Below are 22,964 nucleotides of genomic sequence, written 5' to 3' on the forward strand. Positions count from 1 at the left end.
ACTGCACCTTTTTTTCACGCGGCTGCTCAGCCATCGGTGGAGCAACTGAGCGCCCGCCATTGCTCAATACTCTCCGCCGTGCGCTGTAACTTGTCACGCACCAGCGCGACGGCGTCACTGCCCAACAGTAGATGCGCCGGCGGAGCAGGGCTGGCGATCAGCGTCAGCATGGCCCGTGCGGCTTTCTGCGGATCGCCGAGCTGATGGCCGCTTTTCTCTTCGCGGGTCTTGCGCACCGGGTCGAAGCTGGCATCGTAGTCGCTGATGCTGCGCGGGGTGCGCTGCATCGAGCGTCCGGCCCAGTCGGTACGAAAAGACCCCGGTGCGACTGCCGTGACGAAAATATTGAAGGGTGCGAGCTCTTTGCTCAGGGTGTCGGAAATGCCTTCCAGAGTGAATTTGCTGCCGCAGTAATAGGCGATGCCGGGCATGGTGATGTAGCCGCCCATGGAGGTGATGTTGACGATATGCCCAGCGCGGCGCTGGCGGAAATACGGCACGAAAGCCTTGGTTACCGCCACTGCGCCAAACACATTCACATCGAACTGACGACGCATCTCCGCCAGCGGCGACTCCTCGAACACGCCTTCGTGACCGTAACCGGCGTTGTTCACCAGCACATCCACCGGCCCGTAACGTTTTTCAACGGCGGCGACCACCGTATCAATCGCTTCGAAATCGGTCACGTCCAACACCACGGCATGGGCTCGCTCCGGCGCCAGCGCCTCGAACATCGCCACGGCGGATTCGCTGCGCACGGTGCCAATTACCCGGTGGCCCGCGGCGAGCGCCTCCCTCGCCAGCGCCTGGCCGAAGCCGCTGCTGACACCGGTGATGAACAGGGTTTTTTCAGTCTTCATGTCGCACACTACAGAACAGACAAGGTGCGAGCATGCTAGGGCGAAGGAGGGCGGGGGACGATGCCGAATCGGATCTGAGTATTGCCTGTTCCTATCAGCGAGGTTGGCGGGTGCCGGATTGACTCCGGCCCATTCTCAGCCGGCAGGGGTGACACTGGCCGTCTGCGCAGGATGTCGCGAGGTCAGCAAACCGATAAACGATATTGCCAGCGCCAGACCAATCGTCGTGCTCACTTCGGTGCGGTGTTCCGGGGTAATCATCATCACCGCCAGCGCGGCGCAGATGAACACAATCACCAGCCAGGTCAGCCACGGAAACAGCCACATGCGGAACGTCAACTCGACGTTCTGCCGACGCAACATCCGCCGCATGCGCAGTTGCGACACGGCGATTGCCAGGTACACCAGCAAGGCAATCGCGCCGGAGCTGGCCAGCAAAAACTCGAACAATCCGGCGGGCATCACATAGCTCCACACGGTGATCGCCGCGCCGAGGACGGTGCTGGCGATGACCGCCGCACGCGGCACACCTTCGGACGAAGTCACTTTCAACGCCTTTGGTGCATCACCACGTCGACCCAGCGAATAGAGCATGCGCGAGGCGATGTAGATCGACGAGTTCATGCAGCTCGCCACCGCGATCAACACCACCACATCGACCATGAATTTGGCGTGCGGAATATTCATGATTTCCAGAGCCCGCTGATAGGAACCGACCGAGGCCAGCAGCGGGTCATTCCACGGCACCACTGAAATCACCACGAAGATCGATAGCAAATAAAACACGCCGATGCGCCAGATCACCGAGCGCGTAGCCTTGGCAATATTCTGTGCCGGGTTATTCGATTCCGCTGCGGCGATGGTCACCGCTTCGGTGCCGATGAAACTGAACATGATCGTAATGAACGCACCGACCACGGCCGACAAACCGTTCGGCGCAAACCCACCGTGCGCCGCCATCAAACCACTCAAGCCGCTGACTTCACGGTCGGGAATCCAGCCCATCAACACCGCAAAACCGACGCAGATAAAGCCGATGATCGCCACCACCTTGGCCATGGCAAACCAGAACTCGAACTCGCCGTATTTCGACACGCTGAACAGGTTGGTCACCACCAGCGCAATGATCGAGCCCAGCGCAAAAAGCCAGGCATCGACCTGTGGAAACCATTGATGCAACACATGCCCGGCCGCCAAAGCTTCGATGGGAATCACCAGCACCCAGAACCACCAATACAGCCAGCCGATGGTAAACCCGGCCCAACGCCCGATGGCCTGATCGGCATAGGTGGAAAACGAACCGGTGTCCGGATTGGCCACCGCCATCTCGCCGAGCATGCGCATGACCAGCACCACCAGCAACCCGGAAAACAGATAAGCCAGCAACACCGCCGGCCCGGCCGCCGCAATGGCATGCCCGGAACCGACAAACAAACCGGCGCCGATGATCCCGGCGATGGACAGCATCGTCACATGACGAGGCTTGAAGCCCTGCGCCAAGTGGCCAGTCGAATCCTTGGAGGTGGGGCTGATCATTGTTTTCTTGTTCTCTGCTGATCGACGTTCAAGCGAATGAAAAGGGCCGAGCGAACCGCTGATGTTGGCTAAAACAGCTCTAAATGGCCCCTCTCGAACGTCGCAGTGCTGATCGAATCCGCCTCGATGGACGGGAGTTTTGCGCAAAAGCTGCGTCACCTTACCCGGCTTGTCCGCCGAATCAGATGCCTGATCACGCCACGGTTGTGTCTGTTATCGACATTCGGGTGGGGGATTGTTTGAAGTGAGAACTGGTTGGTCATGGGGTGTGTGGGAGGGCAGAGAACTGACGATATTTACAGATCAATTCGATTTTCCTGCGGGTGTAGGGAGGTCGACCGAGCGGGCATCCGATGTCGATAAATCTGTGCGATTCCATCGTTTCTGGATTCACAGTCGACCGTCCAGACCGACGATTCTCATCAATCTCCCCCAATCGGTCCCCTCTCCCTCCGGGAGAGGGCTAGGGTGAGGGCAGCCATTTCGGCACCTGCCACAACTCCCGAATCGCCACCGTCCTGGATTGTTTGAAGTGCACTGGTTGTCAGGACGACGAAGCTCTCCAGTCTCCCCCAATCGGTTCCCTCTCCCCCCGGGAGAGGGCTAGGGTGAGGGCAGCCATTTCAGCGCCCGCCACAACATCCGGATTGCCACCGTCCGATGTGGCCCAATGGGCGATACCTGTTCACAAACAGGCGAGGGCAAAACGATCCAGCAACTCACTAAACGCAAATTCCAGCATTCGTTTAAAAGCGAAAGACCCACACCACCCAAACCCTACAACGCCTTGCGCCGTTACCTACGACTACGCCAGAATCCGCCGGCTTGTGCGTCTAGTGCGGCGGTTCTATCGTTTGGCGGTCACTGAAAAAGCAGTGATCGGGTTTGGTAGCCCGGTGTTAGATGTGCAGCTCCGTCATCGCCGAGATTCTTCGTTTCGGCTTTATGGTGGTCATGCACAGGGCGTCCTAGGGCGCGCCGGATCCTAACACCCGGTCTACCAACCTGTGCATGGCCGCCACCCTTCGTTTGGTAGCGAAAGGGTGAAACCTCCACTCGATGTGTTAGGAGCTTCATCTATGTTCAAAGTCACGCCCAACCCACCCGAAACCGACCCCGCATCCCCCTACGAATCCCCCGATTCCAGGCGCTTCCACCAAGCCGCCGAACGCGCCCTCGACCACTACCTCAAACCCGCCAGCCAGATCATGGCCAGCGTCAACGAACCCGAGCGCATGTACCTCGCCAACCCGAAATTCGACAGCGAATCGCTGCTCGCCAACGCCAGCGAAACCCTCGGCTCGGCCAGCGAAATGCTGGTCAACTTCGCCGCCATGCTCGACCCCCAACACCGCAAAACCGCACTGGGCATCGCCCAGGTCGTGATGCTCGGCGAACTCGCCGTCAACCAGGCACTCGACAACGTTGAAGTCGCCAGCTGACCGCAACAACGACGAGGGGAAACCCTCGTCGAAACACCGAAAAAAACCGCGCTGGCACACCGCCACGCCTTGCGCCGCCTAGCCCCGACTGTCACGCTTCGCGCCGTTCTCAAGGATCAGGACCAAGGAAACAAGGATGAGTGGCTACGTACCCAACCCCCCGAAAAACTACCGCTACGAACAAGCCAAACCCGTCGACCTCCACGCCCAGCACTGGGCGGAATACGAAAAACACGGCAAAGAACCCGCGCCCGAGCCTGAGAAGGTTGGGATAGCGCTGCGGATTGGGGTGTTTTTTGATGGGACGGGGAATAATGCGAATAACACAGCGGCTGGGTTGCTGTGTGGGGCGCAGCATCCCATAGCTCCCGAGGATATCCCCGCCAGTTGCCAGCCCTATATGAAGGATCCTGACAGCAGTTATGGCGCCGGGCCGACCAATGTGAAGAAATTATTCTCCTTGTATAAAAAGACCCAGAAAGCCGAGGGCGATGGCTTTCTAAAGGACGTATCAAGCCCGATTTATGTCGAAGGTATAGGCACCGACAGCAATAAGAAAGACAGCGTCGTGGGCTCCGCAATGGGGCGGGGTGAGACTGGTGTCGTGGGGCGTGTGCAGTCGTCTTTTACGCAAATAAAACAGGCAATAGAAGAGGCACTGCAAGAAAATCCCAACTGTGAGATAGCCTCTCTGACTTTTGATGCATTCGGTTTCAGTCGTGGGGCAGCCGCTGCACGGCACTTCTCGAACGAAGTCGTGCGGGGTAAGCAGGGGGCTTTAGGAAGCCTGCTTAGCAGTAACGCCAGAGATTTCAGCCGTAACTTTGATAGCCAATTCGGAGGCGGCATTAAAATGGGATTTATCGGGCTATTCGATACGGTGCCCTCCATAGCCGGTTTTACCAATTTTGGACGAGTGAAGAGCCCCATCGCTCCTGGTGTGAGGCTTTACCTGGATCGTCAATACTTCACGGATGTAGTCCATCTCGTAGCCCGTGATGAATGCCGCGCCAATTTTGCCCTCAGCCGAGTAAAACCCGCCCACCCCGAGTACGCCTTTCCCGGTGTCCATTCGGATATAGGCGGCAGCTATCTCGATGAAGTCGAGGAGTGCGTTCTAGTCAGTCCTATGCAAACTCTCGCGGTACCGCTGTATGTCGACGTTTCAACCACGTCGATTTATCAAGATGCTGCGCGTGTAAAAAACGAGTGGATTGCTAAAGGGTGGCCGGCTCATCTACTGGAAATTGTCACCCCCGCTTCCTTCGAAATACCCCAAGAGCATCAAGACAGGCTTTCGCCGGGGCAGAAGCGCGTGTTCGCCGCTCTACAACTAAAACGTCCCGTCAGCGGTAAGCTCTCAAGGATCTACCTGAGAGTCATGCATCAACTGGCAAAAGAAAAGGGTGTTCAGTTTTCCGACATACCCGAAGATGACGAATACTCCGTCCCCGCAGAACTCCAATCCCTGTGTGATCGATTTCTCGCCGGAGACTACAGAACCACTCCAGAGGACGAATCTCTGCTTAAGCTCAAGTACACCCACGCCTCCGCGAACTGGAATCACCCCCTCGGAAGAAGAGACGGAAGCGGTATTGATGCTGTTTACATCAACGCCCCGACGCAGGACGCGATCCGTGTACAACACCCCCATGTACCTGATTGGAAGCTTTGGTAATGAAGGTCTTGATAGCTTTGCTCGGCGTTCTACTGTTGATGGGCTGCCAAACCGGACGTTCCGAAAGTGGAGAAAATGACCCTAAGTCTCCTTGGTGGCAACTAGGATTCGTTGAGCCGAGTTATATGAAAATCTGGGTGGAAGACAGCTCAGTCCTCGACATCAATAACATGATGTTTTTCAGAGTCGGCGCAAAATCCGCCCCTGGTGGCGAACCAGAAGATGGGACGGAGTCTGCGCGAGGTTGGGGAACTGTAGGTGGCTCCGGGGTTCCGGTTACCGGCGCTGATCTTCCAAGGATGATCTTTGTCCGTTGGCAGTCCATATCAGAGCAAAAAACCTATAAAGGCTTTATAGAAATTCCAGAAGAAGCGAGGCAACTGATGGTGAAGTCAACACATCATCGCTGCCCGGAGACTCCAGAAAGAGCCGCCCGATATATGGCCACGTTGTATGTGGGCCTAGCCCCTGGCGGTGTGCTTCAAGCTTGGGTCAGAGATTCATGCCACCGCCCAATAAAAGTTGCCCATGCCCAGGGAGAGATCGAACCGTTAGGCCCGGAGCAGGGAAAACACGGTGGTCGTTACGCCTATCCAGTGAGTGAAAAGGCGAAGCGGTATATCGACAAGTACGGCATTCCGTACGGGAGTTGGTAACGCTTGGAAACTCAAGAAAAGCAGGAAGATGTAGAAGGGTTTTTATTTATGCTGCAAGTAAATAAATCCTTCCACCTTGGCTTGCAGAAGGCAGAGTTAACTGCCTTCCGTTTCTACAAGGGGCTGTGCAAGTTCGAAGTATTAGCTGAGCTCGAAAGTGCTCAGGATTTTTGATCTAAAACTAATCAGTTTAAAGACCGCTCCAAAGAAGGCGAAACGCGGTTGATCAAACAATCTCCCCCTAGGACCCAGCTCACAGAGATACTGTTTTGACTAGCTAGCATTCTCAAAACGTGCTCAATCAAAAATGAATTGAATTTGAGCTCGTTTTTTATTTGTGAAAGGCTTCTCAATTTTTTGTTTGTGATTGCAAAAGCCACTGAGCGAAATATCTCGCTGTAGTTTTCTACATAGTCGCGAGCATATATCTCGAAGCCGTAACTGGTCAGCGAAATAGATGGGAATTCCCCTCCCAAGAAATGCTGAAGTTCAAATATTTTTTGCTCGCCTAGTATTTCAATCGATTCTCTTAGTTTGCTCTCAGGTACAAGGAGCTCACCATCTTTGAGGAACGCTGATGCGTTTATATGTCTTGAACCGGCCTTTAGCGCAAATTCACACGCCATTTTGTATATTAAGCTGTCTAGCTTGTTGTGTCCGGCAATGCTTGTGCCAAGATGCTCCACATACTTCGGCGGGTCGCCCAGTGCCGGCTTATCTGATACTCCAAAAATCGAAGAAATTATTCGTTCAAGATTGGGCTGATACGCGGATGTGTCTTGTATGCGCTCCCACAGAGTTGCCTTCAAAACCTCGGAGACTTCGCAATCGTCGATAACGACAGGGATTAACTTGCTTCCAGTATTTATCCGCTTCACACATGCAGCGTCAAGTTCATGTTGGACCCAGGGTTTTCCTACGCTATTTTTAGAAAGCACAACTATTACTGCCTGGGCATCCTTAATACCCTCTTCAAAAATCTTCGTTACCAGGCTATCGCCTGGTAGCATTTCCCATTTGTCGAGCCACGCATCAATGCCATTAGCTCTTAGCTGCTTTGCAAAATTTAGTACAAACCGTTCTTTGTCTTCGCTTGCATGACTTACGAATACTTTGGGTGACATTTTTATTTTCTCCAGTGGTTTCAGCATTTGCTTGTCGCTGTAAAAAGCACATCTCGACTATACATCTATGACTCGTTGGCTGCGGCGTGGTCTATTAAGTAAGGATGGCGTCGTGCTCGGAACTTTTTTCACCGCTTCGGTGGGGTTTTCGCATTGCCGAATGCAGGAGCTACCTTTAATCCCATCTATGTAAAATTACTGCTAGAGGTACAGAGTCGCGTTGGAACGTCATCTTGTGGTGATGTTAAATGCAGTTTTTGCCAACGTCTTTCCGTTAACTATAACCCTTACCCCATGCCGCCCCACAAAATGCTTCCGCGTCGTAAAGTCCTTAATCACCTGCCTCCTCCTAACCACCTCACTCCCAAACCCTGCCAATTCCACCATCTTCAACTTAAAAACCTTCCGCGAAACCCCGCCATTCGCCTTCACATAGTCAATCGCATAATCAATCACCAACCGCTGCCCAACCGGCACCGTCGACCTCACAACAAACGACAACGTAATCGCATCCCCCAACCGCACCACCGCCGGTTCAACCCGTACATCCAGCAACTCAACTTCAGCCTTCGCCCCCGCACCAATAACCGTCAGCGCGCCCGTATCTCCCTGCTTGATCAAACTGCGCAACGCATGCTTCGCAATCCATCCCGTGTGCTTGTTCTCCAGCGACCAACCTTCAATCGTGTCCAATACCCACTGCGGATGCACCTTCGTCACATCATTCAGATGATTCGCCACGGACTTGCGCACGTACAAACTCTCATCCGCCTTCAACCGCTCCAGTATCCCGGCGGTCAATTGCGGATTGGCTTGAATCGGTTCCAGTCGAAACGACCATGGCAGGCGAGGGCGGCTGCCTTCGCTGGCGAGGCGGCGGACGTGGTGGTTTTCGTCGTCGGCCCAGTCGTGCATGTGTTCCAGGGTGCGTTCGAGGTCGCTGCGCAGGAAGTGGCGGATGGCGAATTCGGAGGAGCCGAAGGTGGTGAAGTATTTCAGCGCGTTCATCGATGTATCGAACGCGTGTGCGCCGTAGCTGGCGACGTAGTGCGGCAGGCACATGCTGACGAATCCGCTGTTCAATCGCGGGGCGAGTTCGAACAGCGCTTTGAGGGAATCTGCGTAATCCAGCGGCAGCACGGCGTGAAGGCTTTCGCTGACACGCGCCATGCGTTGCATCACCGATAATTCTGCGAGGCCGTGCTGGGCATGTTCAAGAAATGCCTTGGCCTTGAATGCCGGGTAAACGGCGCTCATCTCGCTGGCGATGTGTTGCAGGCGTTCGGCGTTGAAGATTTCCTTTAGCGCCGGAGCGGCGGTTTCGGGCGCACTCATGTTCAGGTCATCGGCGTGCTGACGAACGCTTCAAGGGTTTCGGCGTACGCGGTGTATTGGGCGATGTGCGGGTAGCGGCTGGCGTCGATTTGATCGGGGACGACAAGGTCGGTGAAACTCCAGGCCACGGCGAGGCTGATGCCGGCTTGGGTGAGGGGGCCGTCGGTGGGCAAGGCGTGTTTTGCCAGTTCCTGTTCGAGGACGGTGAAGGCGGCGGCGAGTTGGCCTTCGACGCGTTCGACCCACGGCTGGTATTGGATGTCGGCCGGGCGCAGGTTGCGTTCGTAATACAGCTGCACGGCTTTTTCGCAGGCGGCGAGGCTGAGGCCGATCAGGCGCAGGGCGTGGGCGCGCTGGCTCAGTTCGGTCGGCAGCAGGCTTTTGCCGGAGCGGGCTTCGAGGTAGTCGAGGATCAGCGTTGAGTCCATCAGCACGACGCCGTCGTCGAGGATCAGCGTCGGCGCTTTGACCACCGGGTTGATCTGCTGGAATTGTTCGAAGTGGCGGAACACCGAAACCGACTCGTGTTCCAGGTCCATTCCCAGGCATTTGGCGGAGATCGCCACGCGGCGTACGTAAGGGGAGTCGAGCATGCCGATCAGTTTCATGACGCGTTCCTTCAAGTCGAACCGGTGGGGGTAGGCATAACCTAGCCGAGGTGGCGGCAATTGTCAGTCGTCGAATCCGGCCTGCTCGTGAATCTCTTCAACGTTCAGCCCCAACCGATACGCCACCGCGACAAACAGCGCCTGACACAAACACAGCGTCGCACTCAGCGAGCGAAAGGCCAAAGCGCTGCCTTCGTTGACCAACAGCACGCTGTTGGCCTGTTTGACCAGCGGCGAGAGGTGGCTGTCGGTGAGGATCAGGGTGTTGGCCTGTTGCTCGCGGGCGAAGCGCAGGCAGTGCTGGGTTTCCTTGGCGTAGGGGACGAAGCTGATGGCGATGACCAGATCACCGGCGCGCACGCTGCGCATCTGCTCGCGATAGCTGCCGCCAAGCCCTGACACCAGATGAATGCGTTTCTGCGTGTGTTGCAGGTTGTAAACGAGGTAATCGGCGACTGCGAAGGAGCGGCGTACGCCGACGACATAAATGTTGTCAGCGTTGACGATGAGGTCGACGGCTGTGGCGAACGCCGCATCGTCGAGTTCGCGGCCCAGGCGTTCGATGCCCGAGCGCGTCGCATCGATGCATTCGCGGGCGAGGTCGCCGTCGCTGGCGTTGCGTGAGGGGCTGGCGATCAGGCTGCGGATGCGTTGCTGGTAGTTTTGCGCGGGCGAAGCTTTGTCCGTGTAGGCGCTGCGAAACAATGCCTGCATCTCGCTGAAGCCGCTGAAACCGAAGCGTTGCGAGAAGCGCACGATGGCGGAGGGCTGCACTTCGCATTCGCGGGCGATGTCGCTGATGCGGTCGACCATGATCCGTTCGCTTTGCTGGCTGATGTAGCTGGCAATGCGTCTGAGCTGGCGCGGCAGGCTGTCGTATTGCTCGGTGATCAGTTGCAGCAAACGCTCGGCGTTGATCGGGGGGCTGGCGAGGGCAACCTCGGCGGTGGCCGGCAGATCGGGGCGGGGCATACGTCATCCTTCAGGCTGTTTGAGCACAGGTTGCGCCTGATAGTAGTGGGGCTTGGCGCGCTCTGCTGTGCTGAAACGATGCACTGCGCGCGGAAAATTCATCGAGCAGGCGCGGCGTAGTTAGCCGTTTGTCTTCTATATACAGCCGCTCGACTGAATTTCTTGCTATAAACGCACTCCGATGGCCGTGTGAAGCCTGTGTCAGAGCAGTTTCCGGGTGTTGTCGGACAAATTCCCAGTATTTACAGTTGCTGAGGCCTCGATCGGGCCTTAGACTGCCGCCCCTTCGTAAATTGAGTGCCGGGTGGCGTTTGCAATAAACGATGCCTTTTCGACGACCGGACACGGCTCGCCGAAACGCTCCCTAATTCGCCTTAATGCACGTTTTTTTATAGAGATATCAATGACAAAGGACAAGTTGCTGGCGATGCCGGCAGATGACTACATGAATGCAGAGCAACACGCTTTCTTCACTGAGCTGTTGCAGAACATGAAAGTCGAAACCCACGAGCGCATTGAGCAAAACCGTATCGCCATCGAAAGCCTGGACACCCCGGCTGACCCGGCGGATGCGGCTTCGGTTGAAGAAGAGCGCACCTGGCTGGTCAACGCGATCGATCGCGACCAGCGCATGCTGCCGCAACTGGAACAAGCCCTTGAGCGCATCAAGGAAGACAGCTTCGGCTGGTGCGACGACAGCGGCGAGCCTATTGGCCTGAAACGCCTGCTGATCAGTCCGACCACCAAGTACTGCATCGAAGCTCAGGAACGTCACGAGCAGATCGACAAGCACCAGCGTCAGGCCTGATCTTTCCGGCGCTGTGATCGCGGGCAAGTCCGCCCCATCAGGTTCGAATCGAACCGGTGGGCGCCGGGCTTGCCCGCGAAGCTTTTTATCGCCTGCAACATTTGCTCCGCGTTTGCATTGACCTGCCACAGACCTCACGACTAACGGACCATGGATAATGGCGTTGTAGTGGCGTTTAATGCAGTCACAACAATGAGAACAGGCGTGGGGTGATGATATGACGAGAGACGGATCTCTGGTTGCGGCGCTGCCTGCACCAGTGCAATTAGCAAAAAACCGCTGGATCGCACCGACCCTGCAAAGCATCGCCCTGATGCTGTTATTGGCTGGCACGACTCTGGCCGAATGGTCGCTGTACATCGGCTTGCCGCTGGCAGTGCTGATTGTCTGGCTGCCGCGCCTGCGCAGCCGTGCTGCCCCCGATTCGCTGCCAAGCGACAACCGCAGCGCAATTTCCGAACTCACTCGCGATCTTTCCTACACCACCAGCCATAACGCGCTGTCAGCGGCCGGCGTGGCGTTTTCGGTCAAAGAGCTGGCGAGCAAGCTCGAATCGCAACTGGACGCGGCGGCGCAGATTGTCAGCAATGCCGAGGTGATGATTGCCACCGAACAGGCCACGTCGCAACTCAGCCGCGTAGCGCTGGAAGCCGCCAGTCAGGCGCACCACAGCAGCGCGGCGGGGCGCACGGAGCTGGTGGATTCGATCGCGCGCATGCATCAACTCAGTGAGCGCGCCAATGCCAGCCGGGAACTGATCGAAGCCCTGAGCCTGCGCAGCGATGACATTCAGCGCGTCACGCTGGTGATCCAGTCGATTGCCAGCCAGACCAATCTGCTCGCATTGAACGCGGCGATCGAGGCGGCGCGGGCCGGTGAGCATGGTCGCGGTTTTGCCGTGGTGGCCGATGAAGTGCGTGGTCTGGCGGCGCGCACGGCGTCGGCGACCGGCGAGGTTGGCGAGATGGTCGCCGATATCCAGCAGCGCACCGCCCAAGTGGTTGAGCAGATTCGCCAGCTCTCCAGCGATCTGCAAACCGGTGTCGAGCAGGTCGAACACACTGGCGAGCATCTGGAAAACATTGCCCGATTGGCCGCCGGGGTGGAAACCCAGGTCGGCGAAATCGCCCATGGTGCACAGACCAATCGCGAGCAGCTCGACAGCTTGTTCATAGCGATTGAGCAGATGCGCAGCGACCTGGCGATCAGCGATGAACAGACTCGGCGCCTGGCTGAAGCAGCTGTACAGATGGAAGGGCAGGCGGAAACCATCAGCGAGCGTCTGGCCGAAGTCGGGCTGGATGACTATCACCAGCGCGTCTACGATCTTGCCCGTGAAGGCGCGAGCCAGATTGCCGCGCGTTTCGAGGCTGATATCGAGCAGGGCAAGATCAGCCTGGAAGATCTGTTCGATCGCCAGTACCAGCCGATCCCGAATACCCAACCGGCAAAATTTCACAGCCGTTTCGACCGTTACACCGATCAGGTGCTGCCGGCGATTCAGGAGCCGTTGTTGCCACGTCACGAAGGGCTGGTGTTCGCGATTGCCTGCACGCCGCAGGGTTATGTGCCGACGCACAATCAGCAGTTCAGTCAGCCGCTGACGGGCGATGCGCAGGTCGACGCCATCAATAACCGCACCAAACGCAAGTTCGCCGACCGCACCGGGATTCGTTGCGGCAGTCATCAACAACCGGTGCTGTTGCAGACCTACACCCGCGACACAGGCGAGCTGATGCATGACCTGTCGGTGCCGATCATGGTCAAGGGTCGACACTGGGGCGGGTTGCGTTTGGGGTATAAGCCAGAGAAGCCGCGCTGAGCGATTGTTACGGCTGGCGCAATGAATCTGTGCACGGGCGTTGCTGTTTCTGATCGAGCGAAACCCTTAATCTGCAAACTTGTTAGGTTGCTAATGATTTCGGGAGGGCTGCATGCAATGCAGAATCGATGTGGCGGTGATGATCGGCAGTGGCGTGCCGGCCGGTTTGCGCGCGATGGGGCGCACTGTGTGCTGGGTGGTGTTGCTCAACGGCGAGCGGCGTGGGACGGCTTTTGCCAGCCGCGACGAGGCTGAGGCGTGCAAGGCTGCCTGGCTCGATCAACTCAACTTCGAGCCCGGCGACCGTCTGCACTGATTGCATTTATTTACCGCGATGCAGGCGCACGTTCAGCTCATCGACAATCGGCGCTTCCTCGCCGTCCGCCAGTAGCCAGTCTCGCAGTAGCTGCGCTTGTGCTGGCGTCCAGAAATCGGCATCGACAAGCTTGGTCTCCGAATCAAGCGGGTGCGCTTCTACGAAATCATTGATCGACGCCTCGTCCGACGGCAAGCCCAGCTGTTCAAAAAGGGTGGTCAGATTAAGCTCGGTTGGCAGTTCCATCGTCTACTCCTCGTTCGGTGCCGATGCGGCGTGTGCGTTCATTCCCCTTATCAGAGGCGGCAGCTGGCGCGGAGTTCGATTTGTGTTTCAAGGGAGCGGGCGAGTGCGCAGGCTTCGTTGTGATCGCCGCGGAAACCTCTGACAAGGCCGGTGGATGTTTCTTTTATATGAAAGAACGCGTTTCCGGCGGGGACGACCTGATAACGCGGTTGCTGGTGGTTGTTAGAAGTTGTCGGCAGATCGTTCAGATGGTTGACCTGCATGATCAGCGGTGCGCTGATTCGGGCGTCAGTCGATACGGCGAAATGAGTCAGAGTGCACATATGAAGTCCTTTTCATCAGTCGGCCGGGAATTAGCGGCCGTTTCGGGTAGTCGGAATGAGCATCGCTGCTCTAGAATCGCCAGTGCCTGTTGACGACAGGGCTTATCTAAAGCAATTTTTCGCCAGCGATATGTCGGAAAAGTGCTTTTTTTCGTGAGAATTTTCCCTAAGGTTTGTAGTCAGTCTGCTTGCGCCATCAGTAAGGATTTTTCCTTCGACCTGTGGCGACTTTGGGACGGGTCTCGCGGGTGACAATCCAGTAGTCTTACCAACCTCGCGTTGAACGAGCGCTCTGCTCGAATCGGATTTCAGTTGAGTTTTGGCAGCTTCATCGGCCTGGACGTTTTTTGCCGTGCGCGTTTTCCGTGTGCGGTTTTTTCAGATGTGGGGATGTTTCCTTGGCAGTCAGTAATCTCGATATGCATGCTTTGTTCGTGTTGGGTGATTTGCGCGCAAAGCTGGTCAAACTTTTCCAATCGCGTTTTGTTTACATCACCGAGCAAAACGCCGAAGGCATTTACGTTGCCGAGATCGACACCGAAAGTGCTTTGGTCGTTGACGACAAACCCGGCCTCAAGCTCAAGGTCGGCGATCATTTCAGTGCATCGGTCTTGCCCAGCCGTGAAGGCGGCAAGATGGATATCCGCTTCCGTGAAATCAAACTGACGGTGTATGGCCTGGGCGATTACGCCTTCGTCGAGACCGCTGACGGCCATGCGATCCTGTTCAAGGAAGGTCACAGCGTGGTGACCGTGTTCGCCGCTCATCAACAGTTGCAGGAAGGCCTGACCAAGACGCTCAAAGCCGTCACGGCCAAAGCGGCCAAGTGGCGCAAGGGTGAACTCGTGACCTTCAAGGCCAGCGAGTGAGCCGCGCGGATTTCCATTTGCAACACCTCGAAGCCGCACGCGAAGAGGCCCGACGTTTGTTCGCTGCAAAAACCGATCTGCAAGGCGCATGGCTCAACTGGCTGGCGGCGCAGCTCTATGCCTTGCGCCCCGCGGAATACGCCGCCATGGTCAGACGCGAGCTGCAAAGCTTGCAGGAAAAGTCTGAAACCTGACCTCGTCGTGGCGCACGCCCGGAAAAAGCAGGAACCTCGGCTACAGTGAGTTGACTGAGTATTCAGCGGCTTGCGGTCTTCCAGGCCAACGGCTATGGCTGTGAACGGCACGAGGTGTAATGCATGAACGGATTTCGACGGTTACTGGCCGCCAGCGTGGCCACCTTCGGTTTGCTGGTGTCAGCGCAATCGGTCTCGGCGGCGCAGGCGCCGATCCATTTCGCCGACCTGAACTGGGAAAGTGGCAGCCTGATCACCGATGTCCTGCGGGTCATCGTCGAGAAGGGCTATGGATTACCGACCGACACGTTGCCGGGGACCACCATTACGCTGGAAACCGCACTCGCCAACAATGACATTCAAGTCATTGGCGAGGAGTGGGCCGGGCGCAGTCCGGTGTGGGTCAAGGCCGAGGCCGAGGGCAAAGTGGTTAGTCTGGGCGATACGGTCAAAGGCGCCACCGAAGGCTGGTGGGTGCCGGAATACGTGATCAAGGGCGACCCGGCCAAGGGCATCAAGCCGATGGCTGCGGATTTGCGCAGTGTCAGCGACCTGAAAAAGTACAAGGACGTGTTCAAGGACCCGGAAAACCCCAGCAAGGGGCGCTTCCTGAACAGCCCGATCGGCTGGACCTCGGAAGTGGTCAACAAGCAGAAGTTGACGGCTTACGGCCTGCAGGACGATTACACCAATTTCCGCAGTGGTTCAGGGGCCGCGCTGGATGCCGAGATCAGCTCGTCGATCCGTCGCGGCAAGCCCGTACTGTTTTATTACTGGTCGCCAACCCCGCTGCTCGGCAAGTACAGGCTGGTGCAGCTGGAAGAACCCCCTTTCGACGCCGAAGCCTGGAAGACCCTGACTGACGCCGACAACCCCAATCCAAAACCAACCCGCTCGCTGGCCTCGAAGCTGTCGATCGGCGTGTCTACGCCGTTCCAGAAGCAATATCCGCAGATCGCTGAATTCTTCAGCAAGGTGGACTTCCCGATCGAACCGCTGAACAAAGCGCTGGCGCAAATGAGCGAGAAGCACACCCCGCCACGGGAGGCGGCGGTTGCGTTCATGAAAGCGCATCCTGATGTGTGGCAGGCATGGTTGCCGAAAGATGTGGCCGAGAAGGTTTCGGCTGATCTGAAATAGTCGTCTCGGCGATTGAGTTCATCGCCAGCAGGCTGGCTCCCACAGGGGATCGCATACCAAATGTGGGAGAGCCAGCCTGCTGGCGATGTTTTTTTCAAACCCGGTTCATGCCCCCGCATACCGCCGACCGGTCGTGCACATGAAAAAAATCCGACTACGATGGTTTGTTCAAATCCCTTTCCAAGGATTTCAACCATGACCTTTGTGTTGGCTCAATGGCTGGTGACCGTTTTTGCGTTGATCAGTCTGATGCATGTGTATTGGGCGCTGGGTGGGCAATGGGCGGCGGCCGTGGTGGTGCCGCAGGTGCCGGTGGCCGGTTTTGTCGAGACGCTGCGGCCAGCGTTCAAACCGTCGGGCTGGATCACCTTGCTGGTGGCAGCCGCTCTGTTGCTGATTGCCGTGCTGGTCTGCATGCGTGTCGGCTGGGGCATGCCAGCGGTGCAGCACAAGGCATTGCAGTGGGTGATCAGTGCGATTGCCTTGTTGTTGTTTGCCCGGGCGATTGGCGATTCGAATCTGGTCGGTTTTTTCAAGGAAGTGAAGGATTCGCGCTTTGCACGGCTGGATACCTGGGTGTATTCGCCGTTGTGCGCGGTGTTGGGGGCGGGGTTGTTGGCGGTGGCTTGGGTTTGAGGTGAATGAAATATCCCTATCGCGAGCAGGCTCACTCCTACATTGAAATGCGTTCCCATATTGAAATGCGTTCCCATGTAGGAGTGAGCCTGCTCGCGATAGCTTCATTGCAGGCAATAAAAAACTTCAGCTACCGCTTTCACTTTTGCGGCTGCTGACCTCAGCCGGAACATCATCCCCGGCCATGCGCTTGCGAAATAGTGCCGCCCGCGCCAGCAGCAGTGTCGTCACCGGTACGGTTATCGCCAGCAGGATCGGGATCAGCCACGCATGCACCACCGCCGTGGATTTCAGCGCCGAAAAACAAATGATCGAGGCCAGCGCCACACACCAGGCGCCCAGCGTCGACGCCAGTGCCGGCGGGTGCATGCGCTGGAAGTAATCTTTCATGCGCAACAGACCCAAGGCGCCAATCAGTGCGAATACGCCGCTGAGCACCAGCAGAATCGCCACCAGGATTTCGACCCATAGAGACAGTTCGTCGGTCATTCGATCACCTCGCCACGCAGCAGGAATTTCGCCAGGGCAAACGAGCCGACGAAGCCGAACAGCGCGATCAACAACGCGGCTTCGAAGTAAGTGTCACTGGCATAACGAATACCCAAGGTGAGCATCATCAACATCGCGACGATGTACAGGTAATCCAGCGCCAGGACGCGATCCTGCGCGGAGGGGCCTTTGAACAGGCGAATCAGCGTCAGCACCATGGCCAGCGAAAACAGGAACAGCGTCAGCAGAATCGCATTCGACAGCAATGGGCTCATTCGAAAATCTCCATCAACGGTCGCTCGTAGGTGCTTTTGAAGTGCTCGATGAATTGCGCTTCGTCATGCAGATCCCAGACGTGCAGCAACAAAACGCTGCGATCGAGTGCCAGCTCCGACCACACCGTGCCGGGTACCACCGTGCAGATCATCGCCAGCGTCGCCAGGCCGTGAGCGTCGCGCAGATCAAGCGGCACCTTGACGAAGCAAGAGTGCGGCGCACGCCGGCCGGCGTTGAGCACGCCCCAGGCGACAATCAGGTTGGACATCACCACGTCGCGGCCGACCAGAAAGAACAGGCGCACGATGCTGCCAGGGCGGCGAATGCGTGCGCGTTTGGGGCGCAGTTTGCGCATCATCAGGGGGGCCGCAAAACCCAGTGCCGCGCCGAGCAGCAAGTTACCCGGGCTGACCGACAGGTTCAGCGTCAGCCACAAAACCCAAAGTGCCAGAGACAACCACGGTGCCGGAAACAGTCGTTTCATGGTTGCACCTCCAACAGCGCGGCTTTGCCTTCCGGGCTGGGCACGGCGCGGGTGCCGAGCACCGCCATGACGTATTGCTGAGGATTGTGCAGCGCCTCGGCGGTGGCCTGGGTATAGCGCAACAGCGGCTCAGCCTTGAACGTCAGCACGATGCTCAGCCCCAGCAGCAGGAAGATCGGTGCGCATTCCAGTTTGCGCAACAGCGGCGAAGGGCGCTCTTCGGGCGTCCAGAAGCGCTGAATACCCAGGCGCGAAAACGCCATCAATGACGCCAGCCCGGTCAGAATCAGCAAGGCCAGCAGCGCCCACGCGGCATTCGAGATTGGCCCGCCGTTGCCTAATCCCGGCGGATTGAGCAGCGCACCGATCAGGCTGAGTTTGCCAATGAACCCCGACAGTGGCGGCATGCCGATGATCAGCAGTGCGCAGGCGATAAAGCTCAGGCCGAGAAAGGCCATGGTCCATGGAATCACCTGACCGACCACGGCTTTTTGCTCATCGTCGAGGTTGATGCCTTTGGGCGGTTGCAGGGATTCCTGCGGTCGTGGCAGCAACTCGCTTTCGTCTTCCAGCGGGATCTCGTTGGCCGAGCGCGAACGCTCGATCAGCTCCGCCAGGAGAAACAGCGCACTCAGTGCCAGGGTCGAGCTGACCAGATAGAACAGCGCGCCGCCAATCAGGTTCGGCTGAGCGAAACCCACCGCCGACAGTAGAATCCCGGCCGACACCAGAATGCTCAGGCTGGCCATGCGCTCGAGTCGCTGCGCCGCGAGAATCGCCAGCGCTGCGATGCCCATCGTCGCCATGCCGCCATAGATCAGCCAGTCGCCACCAAAAAATGCCGAAGCCCCGGCTTGCCCGGAGAACAGCAGCGTCCACAGGCGCAACAAGGTGTAGACGCCAACCTTGGTCATGATCGCGAACATCGCCGCTACCGGCGCACTGGCCGAGGAATACGCCGGCACCAGCCAGAAATTCAGCGGCCACATGCCAGCCTTGGCCAGGAACGCAACCGCAAGAATCCCGGCGCCAGCGTGCAGCAAGCCACGGTCGGCTTCCGACACCAGCGGAATCTTCAACGCCAGATCCGCCATGTTCAGGGTGCCGGTAACGCCGTAGATCAGCGCCGCGCCAATCAGAAACAGCGATGAGGCGAGCAGGTTGATCGAGATGTAATGCAACCCCGACGACACCCGCGCTCGGCCCGAGCCATGCAACAGCAAGCCGTAGGACGCTGCGAGCAGGACTTCAAAAAACACGAACAGATTGAACAGGTCCGCGGTCAGGAACGCGCCGTACAGACCCATTAATTGAATCTGGAAGAGTGCGTGGAAGCTTGACCCTGCGCCATCCCAGCGTGCCATGGCGAACAGCAGGGCGCTGACGCCGATGATCCCGGTCAGCACCAGCATCAGCGCGGACAGTCGATCGATCACCAGCACAATACCGAACGGCGCCTGCCAGTTGCCCGGCAGGTACACGCCGATCGAGCCAGGCACCCCGGTGGTCTGGGTCCATTGCAGCAGCATCATCGAAATGAACAGGCCGAGCAGGCTGGAGAACAGGTTGATTTTCGCCTTCAGCGGCCGGTGCCGTTCGCCGAGCATCAACATGAGCGCGGCGGTAAGCAGCGGCAGCAGAATCGGTGCGGCGATCAGGTGCGTCATCGCCATCATTCCTTAGGCTCCCGGCCGTCTACGTGGTCGGTGCCGGTCAGGCCGCGCGAGGCGAGCAGCACGACGAGGAACAGCGCGGTCATGGCAAAGCTGATGACAATCGCCGTGAGGACCAGCGCTTGCGGCAGCGGATCGGTGTAGTGCAGCAAGTCCTGGGTGACGCCGTCCTTGATCACCGGCTCCTTGCCGATGAACAGGCTGCCCATACTGAAAATGAACAGGTTGACCCCATACGACAGCAGGCACAGGCCCATGACCACCTGGAAAGTCCGTGGCCGTAATATCAGCCAGACCCCGGACGCGGCGAGAACGCCGATGGCGATTGCGATGACTTCTTCCATCAGACGGCTCCTTTGCTGGCGACGGACCTGGGTAGCGACGCGGTCTTGTGGCCCCGCACCGATTGGTGGGCGAGGGCGGTCAGGATCAACAACGTCGAACCGACCACCACGCCATACACGCCGACGTCGAAGAACAGCGCGCTGGCGATGTGGATATCACCCAGCACCGGCAATTCGAAGTGCCAGGTGTGCGTGGTCAGGAACGGATAACCGACCAGCATCGCCCCGAGACCAGTGGCGGTAGCAAACAGCAACCCGGTGCCCATCCAGCGCAGCGGTCGCAGGCTCATTTGCGCTTCGACCCACTGCGTCCCCGCCACCATGTATTGCAGGATAAACGCCACCGACATCACCAGACCGGCGACAAAACCGCCGCCCGGCTGGTTGTGCCCGCGCATGAACAGGTAGAACGACACCACCAGTGCAACCGGCAGCAGCAGACGCACCAGCACCGCCGGCACCATCATGAAGCCGAGCGCGGTGTCGCTGGCCGAGCGCGGGTTGACCAGATCGGTGACCACGTCGGGCGCCAGCAGGCGTTGCTGCGCGGGCAGTTGCAGGCTTTCTTTCGGTGGGCGGAAACGGCGCAGCAGGGCGAACACGGTCAATGCCACCGCGACCAGCACGGTGATTTCGCCGAGGGTATCGAAGCCGCGGAAATCCACCAGCATCACGTTGACCACATTGCTGCCGCCGCCTTCGGGCAGTGCGCGACTGAGATAGAAGGAGGAAATGTCGTTGGGTGTCTGCCGGGTCAGCATGGCGTAGGAGAGCAACGCCATGCCGCCGCCGACGGCAATCGACAGCAGCAGGTCGCGCAGGCGACGAATCCGCGCCTTGCGCAGGCTGCTCGGCAGTGGCGAGACTTCTTCGATGCGCCGTGGCAGCCAGCGCAGACCGAGCAGGATCAGCACCGTGGTGACCACTTCGACGGCGAGCTGCGTGAGCGCCAGATCCGGCGCGGAGAACCAGACGAAGGTCACGCAGGTCATCAGGCCGCAGACGCTGACCATGGTCAGTGCCGCGAGACGGTGATACTTGGCCTGCCAGGCGGCACCGAGGGCGCAGGCGATCGCCAGCAGCCACAGGGTGACGAAGACGATCGAACCAGGAATCTTCGGCCGGTCGCCCCAGCTCAGGCTGCTGTTCAACATCGGGATCAGGCCGGCAAGCACTGCCGCCAATACCACCAGAAACAACTGCATCTGCAGGCGCTTGGTGCCGAGGCGGCGTTCAACGCGCCGGGCCAGACGCATCATCACCACCAGACTGCGCTCGAACAGGCGCTTGCCATTGAAGCGACCCACCAGCGGCGGGTATTTGAAGCGGCCCAACCGGAATTGCTGGCGCAGCAGCCAGTAGAGGACGATGCCGCCGGACATGGCGATCAGGCTCATGATCATCGGCGCGTTCAGGCCATGCCAGATCGCCAGGCTATATTCAGGCAGCTCGCCGCCGACCACGGGCAACGCCGCAGCGGCGAGCAGCGGGCCGACGATCTGCGCGGGGAAAATCCCCACCAGCAGGCAGGTGAACACCAGCAGTTCGACCGGTGCGCGCATCCAGCGCGGCGGTTCATGCGGGGTGTGCGGCAGGTCGGTGGCGGTCGGTCCGAAGAACACATCGACCGTGAACCGTAGCGAATAGGCGACGCTGAACATGCCAGCGATGGTGGCGACGATCGGCAGACTGATTTCGACCCAGGCCGTGGCATTGATGAACACGGTTTCGGCGAAGAACATTTCCTTCGAGAGGAAACCGTTGAGCAACGGCACGCCGGCCATCGAGGCGCTGGCGACCATAGCCAGTGTTGCGGTGAAGGGGATCAGCTTGAACAGACCGCTGAGTTTGCGGATATCGCGAGTGCCACTTTCATGGTCGATGATGCCGGCGGCCATGAACAGCGAGGCCTTGAAGGTGGCGTGGTTGAGAATGTGGAATACCGCCGCCACGGCTGCCAGCGGACTGTTCAGACCCAGCAGCAGGGTAATCAGGCCGAGATGGCTGATGGTCGAATAGGCCAGCAGACCCTTGAGATCGTTCTGGAACATCGCGCAATACGCGCCGAGTAACAGCGTGCAGGCGCCGGCCCCGCTGACGATGTAGAACCATTCTTCGCTTCCCGATAGCGATGGCCACAAACGTGCAAGCAGGAAAACCCCGGCCTTGACCATGGTCGCCGAGTGCAGATAGGCCGAAACCGGGGTGGGCGCCGCCATTGCGTGGGGCAGCCAGAAGTGGAAGGGGAACTGCGCGCTTTTGCTGAGGGCGCCAATCAGAATAAGAGGCAAGAGGATGGGGTAGAGAGCGTGTGCACGAATCATGTCGCCGGCGGCCAGGACCTTGTCGAGGTCATAGCTGCCGACCACATGGCCGAGGATCATGACCCCCGCCAGCAGGCACAATCCGCCGGCCCCCGTAACCATCAACGCCATGTAGGCACCGCGCCGGGCGTCGGCACGGTGATGCCAGTAGCCGATCAGCAGGAACGAGAACAGGCTGGTCAGCTCCCAGAAAAACACCATCTGAATCAGGTTGCCGGAAATCACCAGGCCGAGCATGGCGCCCATGAACGCCAGAAAAAACGCGAAGAAACGTGGCACCGGGTCATCCGGCGACATGTAGTAACGGGCATATAAGGAAACGAGAGTGCCGATGCCCAGCACCAGCATCGAGAACAGCCAGGCGAAGCCGTCCATGCGCAGAATAAAATTCAGCCCGAGGCTGGGCAGCCACATGAATTCTTCGCGGATCACCCCGCCATGGGCGATTTGCGGGTACAGCATTGCGACCTGGACCGTGCCGATCAGAGCGACCAGACCTGCCAGCAGGGATTCGGCGTTACGCGCATTGTGTGGCAGCACGGCTGCCAGACAGCTGCCTATGAAAGGCAGAAGCAGTAGAACTATCAGGGACATAGGCTTCTAATCTGCGGAGGTTTGTGAAGCATCATACGTGCCAGCTCCCCGATCACCAAACGCCAGGATGTCTCAGAATCCTACAAAGTAGTCCGGAATCTAGTGTTTAGCCTTGTTTCAGTAGCGCAGATATTGCCCATATTGGCACCATCGCGAGCAGGCTCGTTCCCACACTTGAAATACATTCCCCCTGTAGGAGTGAGCCTGCTCGCGAT

The 22,964-nt window shown here is 58.3% G+C and carries 25 protein-coding genes; 11 read left to right on the forward strand and 14 right to left on the reverse strand.

Annotated elements, in window-relative coordinates:
* Positions 1 to 26 precede the first annotated feature (26 nt).
* Positions 27 to 860: an oxidoreductase gene (locus J3P75_RS11050; protein ID WP_434710409.1), complete on the reverse strand. Its 834-nt coding sequence runs from the start codon at positions 858 to 860 to the stop codon at positions 27 to 29.
* A gap of 135 nt (positions 861 to 995) precedes the next feature.
* Positions 996 to 2,396 carry a GABA permease gene (gene gabP / locus J3P75_RS11055; protein WP_434710411.1) on the reverse strand — a complete coding sequence of 467 codons (1,401 nt, stop codon included), beginning with the start codon at positions 2,394 to 2,396 and terminating at the stop codon, positions 996 to 998.
* Between the two features lie 1,079 nt (positions 2,397 to 3,475).
* Between gabP and J3P75_RS11060 the strand changes: the two genes are divergently transcribed.
* From J3P75_RS11060 to J3P75_RS11075, 4 genes are all read left to right on the forward strand, one after another.
* Positions 3,476 to 3,838: a DUF6124 family protein gene (locus tag J3P75_RS11060; RefSeq protein WP_434710413.1), complete on the forward strand. Its 363-nt coding sequence runs from the start codon at positions 3,476 to 3,478 to the stop codon at positions 3,836 to 3,838.
* Positions 3,839 to 3,974: 136 nt separating this feature from the next.
* Complete coding sequence (locus tag J3P75_RS11065) at positions 3,975 to 5,516, forward strand: phospholipase effector Tle1 domain-containing protein (protein WP_434710415.1); 1,542 nt, start codon at positions 3,975 to 3,977, stop codon at positions 5,514 to 5,516.
* Positions 5,516 to 6,172 (forward strand): DUF2931 family protein, encoded by a 657-nt coding sequence (locus tag J3P75_RS11070; RefSeq protein WP_434710417.1) that lies wholly within the window; start codon positions 5,516 to 5,518, stop codon positions 6,170 to 6,172. Before J3P75_RS11065 ends, J3P75_RS11070 begins: the two co-directional genes overlap by 1 nt.
* A 3-nt stretch (positions 6,173 to 6,175) precedes the next feature.
* Complete coding sequence (locus tag J3P75_RS11075) at positions 6,176 to 6,346, forward strand: hypothetical protein (protein WP_434710419.1); 171 nt, start codon at positions 6,176 to 6,178, stop codon at positions 6,344 to 6,346.
* A gap of 11 nt (positions 6,347 to 6,357) precedes the next feature.
* On the opposite strand, the gene J3P75_RS11080 is transcribed toward J3P75_RS11075, so the two are convergent.
* From J3P75_RS11080 to J3P75_RS11095, 4 genes are all read right to left on the reverse strand, one after another.
* Positions 6,358 to 7,323 carry a toll/interleukin-1 receptor domain-containing protein gene (locus J3P75_RS11080; protein WP_434710421.1) on the reverse strand — a complete coding sequence of 322 codons (966 nt, stop codon included), beginning with the start codon at positions 7,321 to 7,323 and terminating at the stop codon, positions 6,358 to 6,360.
* A 201-nt stretch (positions 7,324 to 7,524) separates the two neighbouring features.
* Entirely contained in the window at positions 7,525 to 8,631 is a 1,107-nt protein-coding gene (locus tag J3P75_RS11085; RefSeq protein WP_434710422.1) for a DNA alkylation repair protein, read from the reverse strand.
* Between the two features lie 2 nt (positions 8,632 to 8,633).
* Positions 8,634 to 9,239, reverse strand: coding sequence for a glutathione S-transferase (locus J3P75_RS11090; RefSeq protein ID WP_434710424.1), 606 nt, complete (start codon positions 9,237 to 9,239; stop codon positions 8,634 to 8,636).
* A gap of 63 nt (positions 9,240 to 9,302) precedes the next feature.
* On the reverse strand, positions 9,303 to 10,211 hold the full coding sequence (locus J3P75_RS11095) for a MurR/RpiR family transcriptional regulator (RefSeq protein WP_434710426.1): 909 nt from the start codon (positions 10,209 to 10,211) through the stop codon (positions 9,303 to 9,305).
* Between the two features lie 403 nt (positions 10,212 to 10,614).
* On the opposite strand from J3P75_RS11095, the gene J3P75_RS11100 reads away from it, so the two are divergent.
* The 3 genes from J3P75_RS11100 (at position 10,615) to J3P75_RS11110 (ending at position 13,157) form a co-directional block, all read left to right on the forward strand.
* Positions 10,615 to 11,019 carry a TraR/DksA family transcriptional regulator gene (locus tag J3P75_RS11100; protein WP_065260998.1) on the forward strand — a complete coding sequence of 135 codons (405 nt, stop codon included), beginning with the start codon at positions 10,615 to 10,617 and terminating at the stop codon, positions 11,017 to 11,019.
* A gap of 598 nt (positions 11,020 to 11,617) precedes the next feature.
* Positions 11,618 to 12,841, forward strand: coding sequence for a methyl-accepting chemotaxis protein (locus tag J3P75_RS11105; RefSeq protein WP_434711254.1), 1,224 nt, complete (start codon positions 11,618 to 11,620; stop codon positions 12,839 to 12,841).
* Between the two features lie 112 nt (positions 12,842 to 12,953).
* Positions 12,954 to 13,157 carry a hypothetical protein gene (locus J3P75_RS11110; RefSeq protein WP_336355500.1) on the forward strand — a complete coding sequence of 68 codons (204 nt, stop codon included), beginning with the start codon at positions 12,954 to 12,956 and terminating at the stop codon, positions 13,155 to 13,157.
* A gap of 6 nt (positions 13,158 to 13,163) precedes the next feature.
* On the opposite strand, the gene J3P75_RS11115 is transcribed toward J3P75_RS11110, so the two are convergent.
* Positions 13,164 to 13,403 carry a DUF2789 family protein gene (locus J3P75_RS11115; RefSeq protein WP_434710429.1) on the reverse strand — a complete coding sequence of 80 codons (240 nt, stop codon included), beginning with the start codon at positions 13,401 to 13,403 and terminating at the stop codon, positions 13,164 to 13,166.
* 50 nt (positions 13,404 to 13,453) lie between these two features.
* Entirely contained in the window at positions 13,454 to 13,666 is a 213-nt protein-coding gene (locus J3P75_RS11120; protein ID WP_434711256.1) for a hypothetical protein, read from the reverse strand.
* Positions 13,667 to 14,145: 479 nt separating this feature from the next.
* Here J3P75_RS11120 and J3P75_RS11125 point away from each other — a divergent pair, with 479 nt between their 5' ends.
* From J3P75_RS11125 to J3P75_RS11140, 4 genes are all read left to right on the forward strand, one after another.
* Positions 14,146 to 14,595: a hypothetical protein gene (locus J3P75_RS11125; RefSeq protein ID WP_052178306.1), complete on the forward strand. Its 450-nt coding sequence runs from the start codon at positions 14,146 to 14,148 to the stop codon at positions 14,593 to 14,595.
* Complete coding sequence (locus J3P75_RS11130; RefSeq protein WP_434597345.1) at positions 14,592 to 14,789, forward strand: hypothetical protein; 198 nt, start codon at positions 14,592 to 14,594, stop codon at positions 14,787 to 14,789. The genes J3P75_RS11125 and J3P75_RS11130 overlap by 4 nt, the downstream gene beginning before the upstream one ends.
* 123 nt (positions 14,790 to 14,912) lie before the next feature.
* A complete protein-coding gene (locus J3P75_RS11135) occupies positions 14,913 to 15,929 on the forward strand; it encodes an ABC transporter substrate-binding protein (protein WP_434710431.1) in 1,017 nt (338 codons plus the stop codon).
* Between the two features lie 195 nt (positions 15,930 to 16,124).
* On the forward strand, positions 16,125 to 16,565 hold the full coding sequence (locus tag J3P75_RS11140) for a DUF3995 domain-containing protein (RefSeq protein WP_434597349.1): 441 nt from the start codon (positions 16,125 to 16,127) through the stop codon (positions 16,563 to 16,565).
* A gap of 126 nt (positions 16,566 to 16,691) precedes the next feature.
* On the opposite strand, the gene J3P75_RS11145 is transcribed toward J3P75_RS11140, so the two are convergent.
* The 6 genes from J3P75_RS11145 to J3P75_RS11170 are packed head-to-tail and all read right to left on the reverse strand — an operon-like array spanning position 16,692 to position 22,749.
* On the reverse strand, positions 16,692 to 17,054 hold the full coding sequence (locus tag J3P75_RS11145) for a Na+/H+ antiporter subunit G (RefSeq protein WP_434710432.1): 363 nt from the start codon (positions 17,052 to 17,054) through the stop codon (positions 16,692 to 16,694).
* A complete protein-coding gene (locus tag J3P75_RS11150; protein WP_090284207.1) occupies positions 17,051 to 17,329 on the reverse strand; it encodes a K+/H+ antiporter subunit F in 279 nt (92 codons plus the stop codon). Before J3P75_RS11150 ends, J3P75_RS11145 begins: the two co-directional genes overlap by 4 nt.
* A complete protein-coding gene (locus J3P75_RS11155; RefSeq protein WP_206416155.1) occupies positions 17,326 to 17,814 on the reverse strand; it encodes a Na+/H+ antiporter subunit E in 489 nt (162 codons plus the stop codon). Before J3P75_RS11155 ends, J3P75_RS11150 begins: the two co-directional genes overlap by 4 nt.
* A complete protein-coding gene (locus J3P75_RS11160; protein WP_434710434.1) occupies positions 17,811 to 19,490 on the reverse strand; it encodes a monovalent cation/H+ antiporter subunit D in 1,680 nt (559 codons plus the stop codon). Before J3P75_RS11160 ends, J3P75_RS11155 begins: the two co-directional genes overlap by 4 nt.
* Positions 19,487 to 19,831, reverse strand: a complete 345-nt coding sequence (locus J3P75_RS11165; protein WP_007910763.1) for a Na+/H+ antiporter subunit C — start codon at positions 19,829 to 19,831, stop codon at positions 19,487 to 19,489. The genes J3P75_RS11160 and J3P75_RS11165 overlap by 4 nt, the downstream gene beginning before the upstream one ends.
* On the reverse strand, positions 19,831 to 22,749 hold the full coding sequence (locus tag J3P75_RS11170; protein WP_434710435.1) for a monovalent cation/H+ antiporter subunit A: 2,919 nt from the start codon (positions 22,747 to 22,749) through the stop codon (positions 19,831 to 19,833). The genes J3P75_RS11165 and J3P75_RS11170 overlap by 1 nt, the downstream gene beginning before the upstream one ends.
* Positions 22,750 to 22,964: the final 215 nt, after the last annotated feature.

This window comes from Pseudomonas sp. R1-1 (assembly GCF_051132135.1).
In the GTDB taxonomy this organism is placed as follows: Bacteria; Pseudomonadota; Gammaproteobacteria; order Pseudomonadales; family Pseudomonadaceae; genus Aquipseudomonas.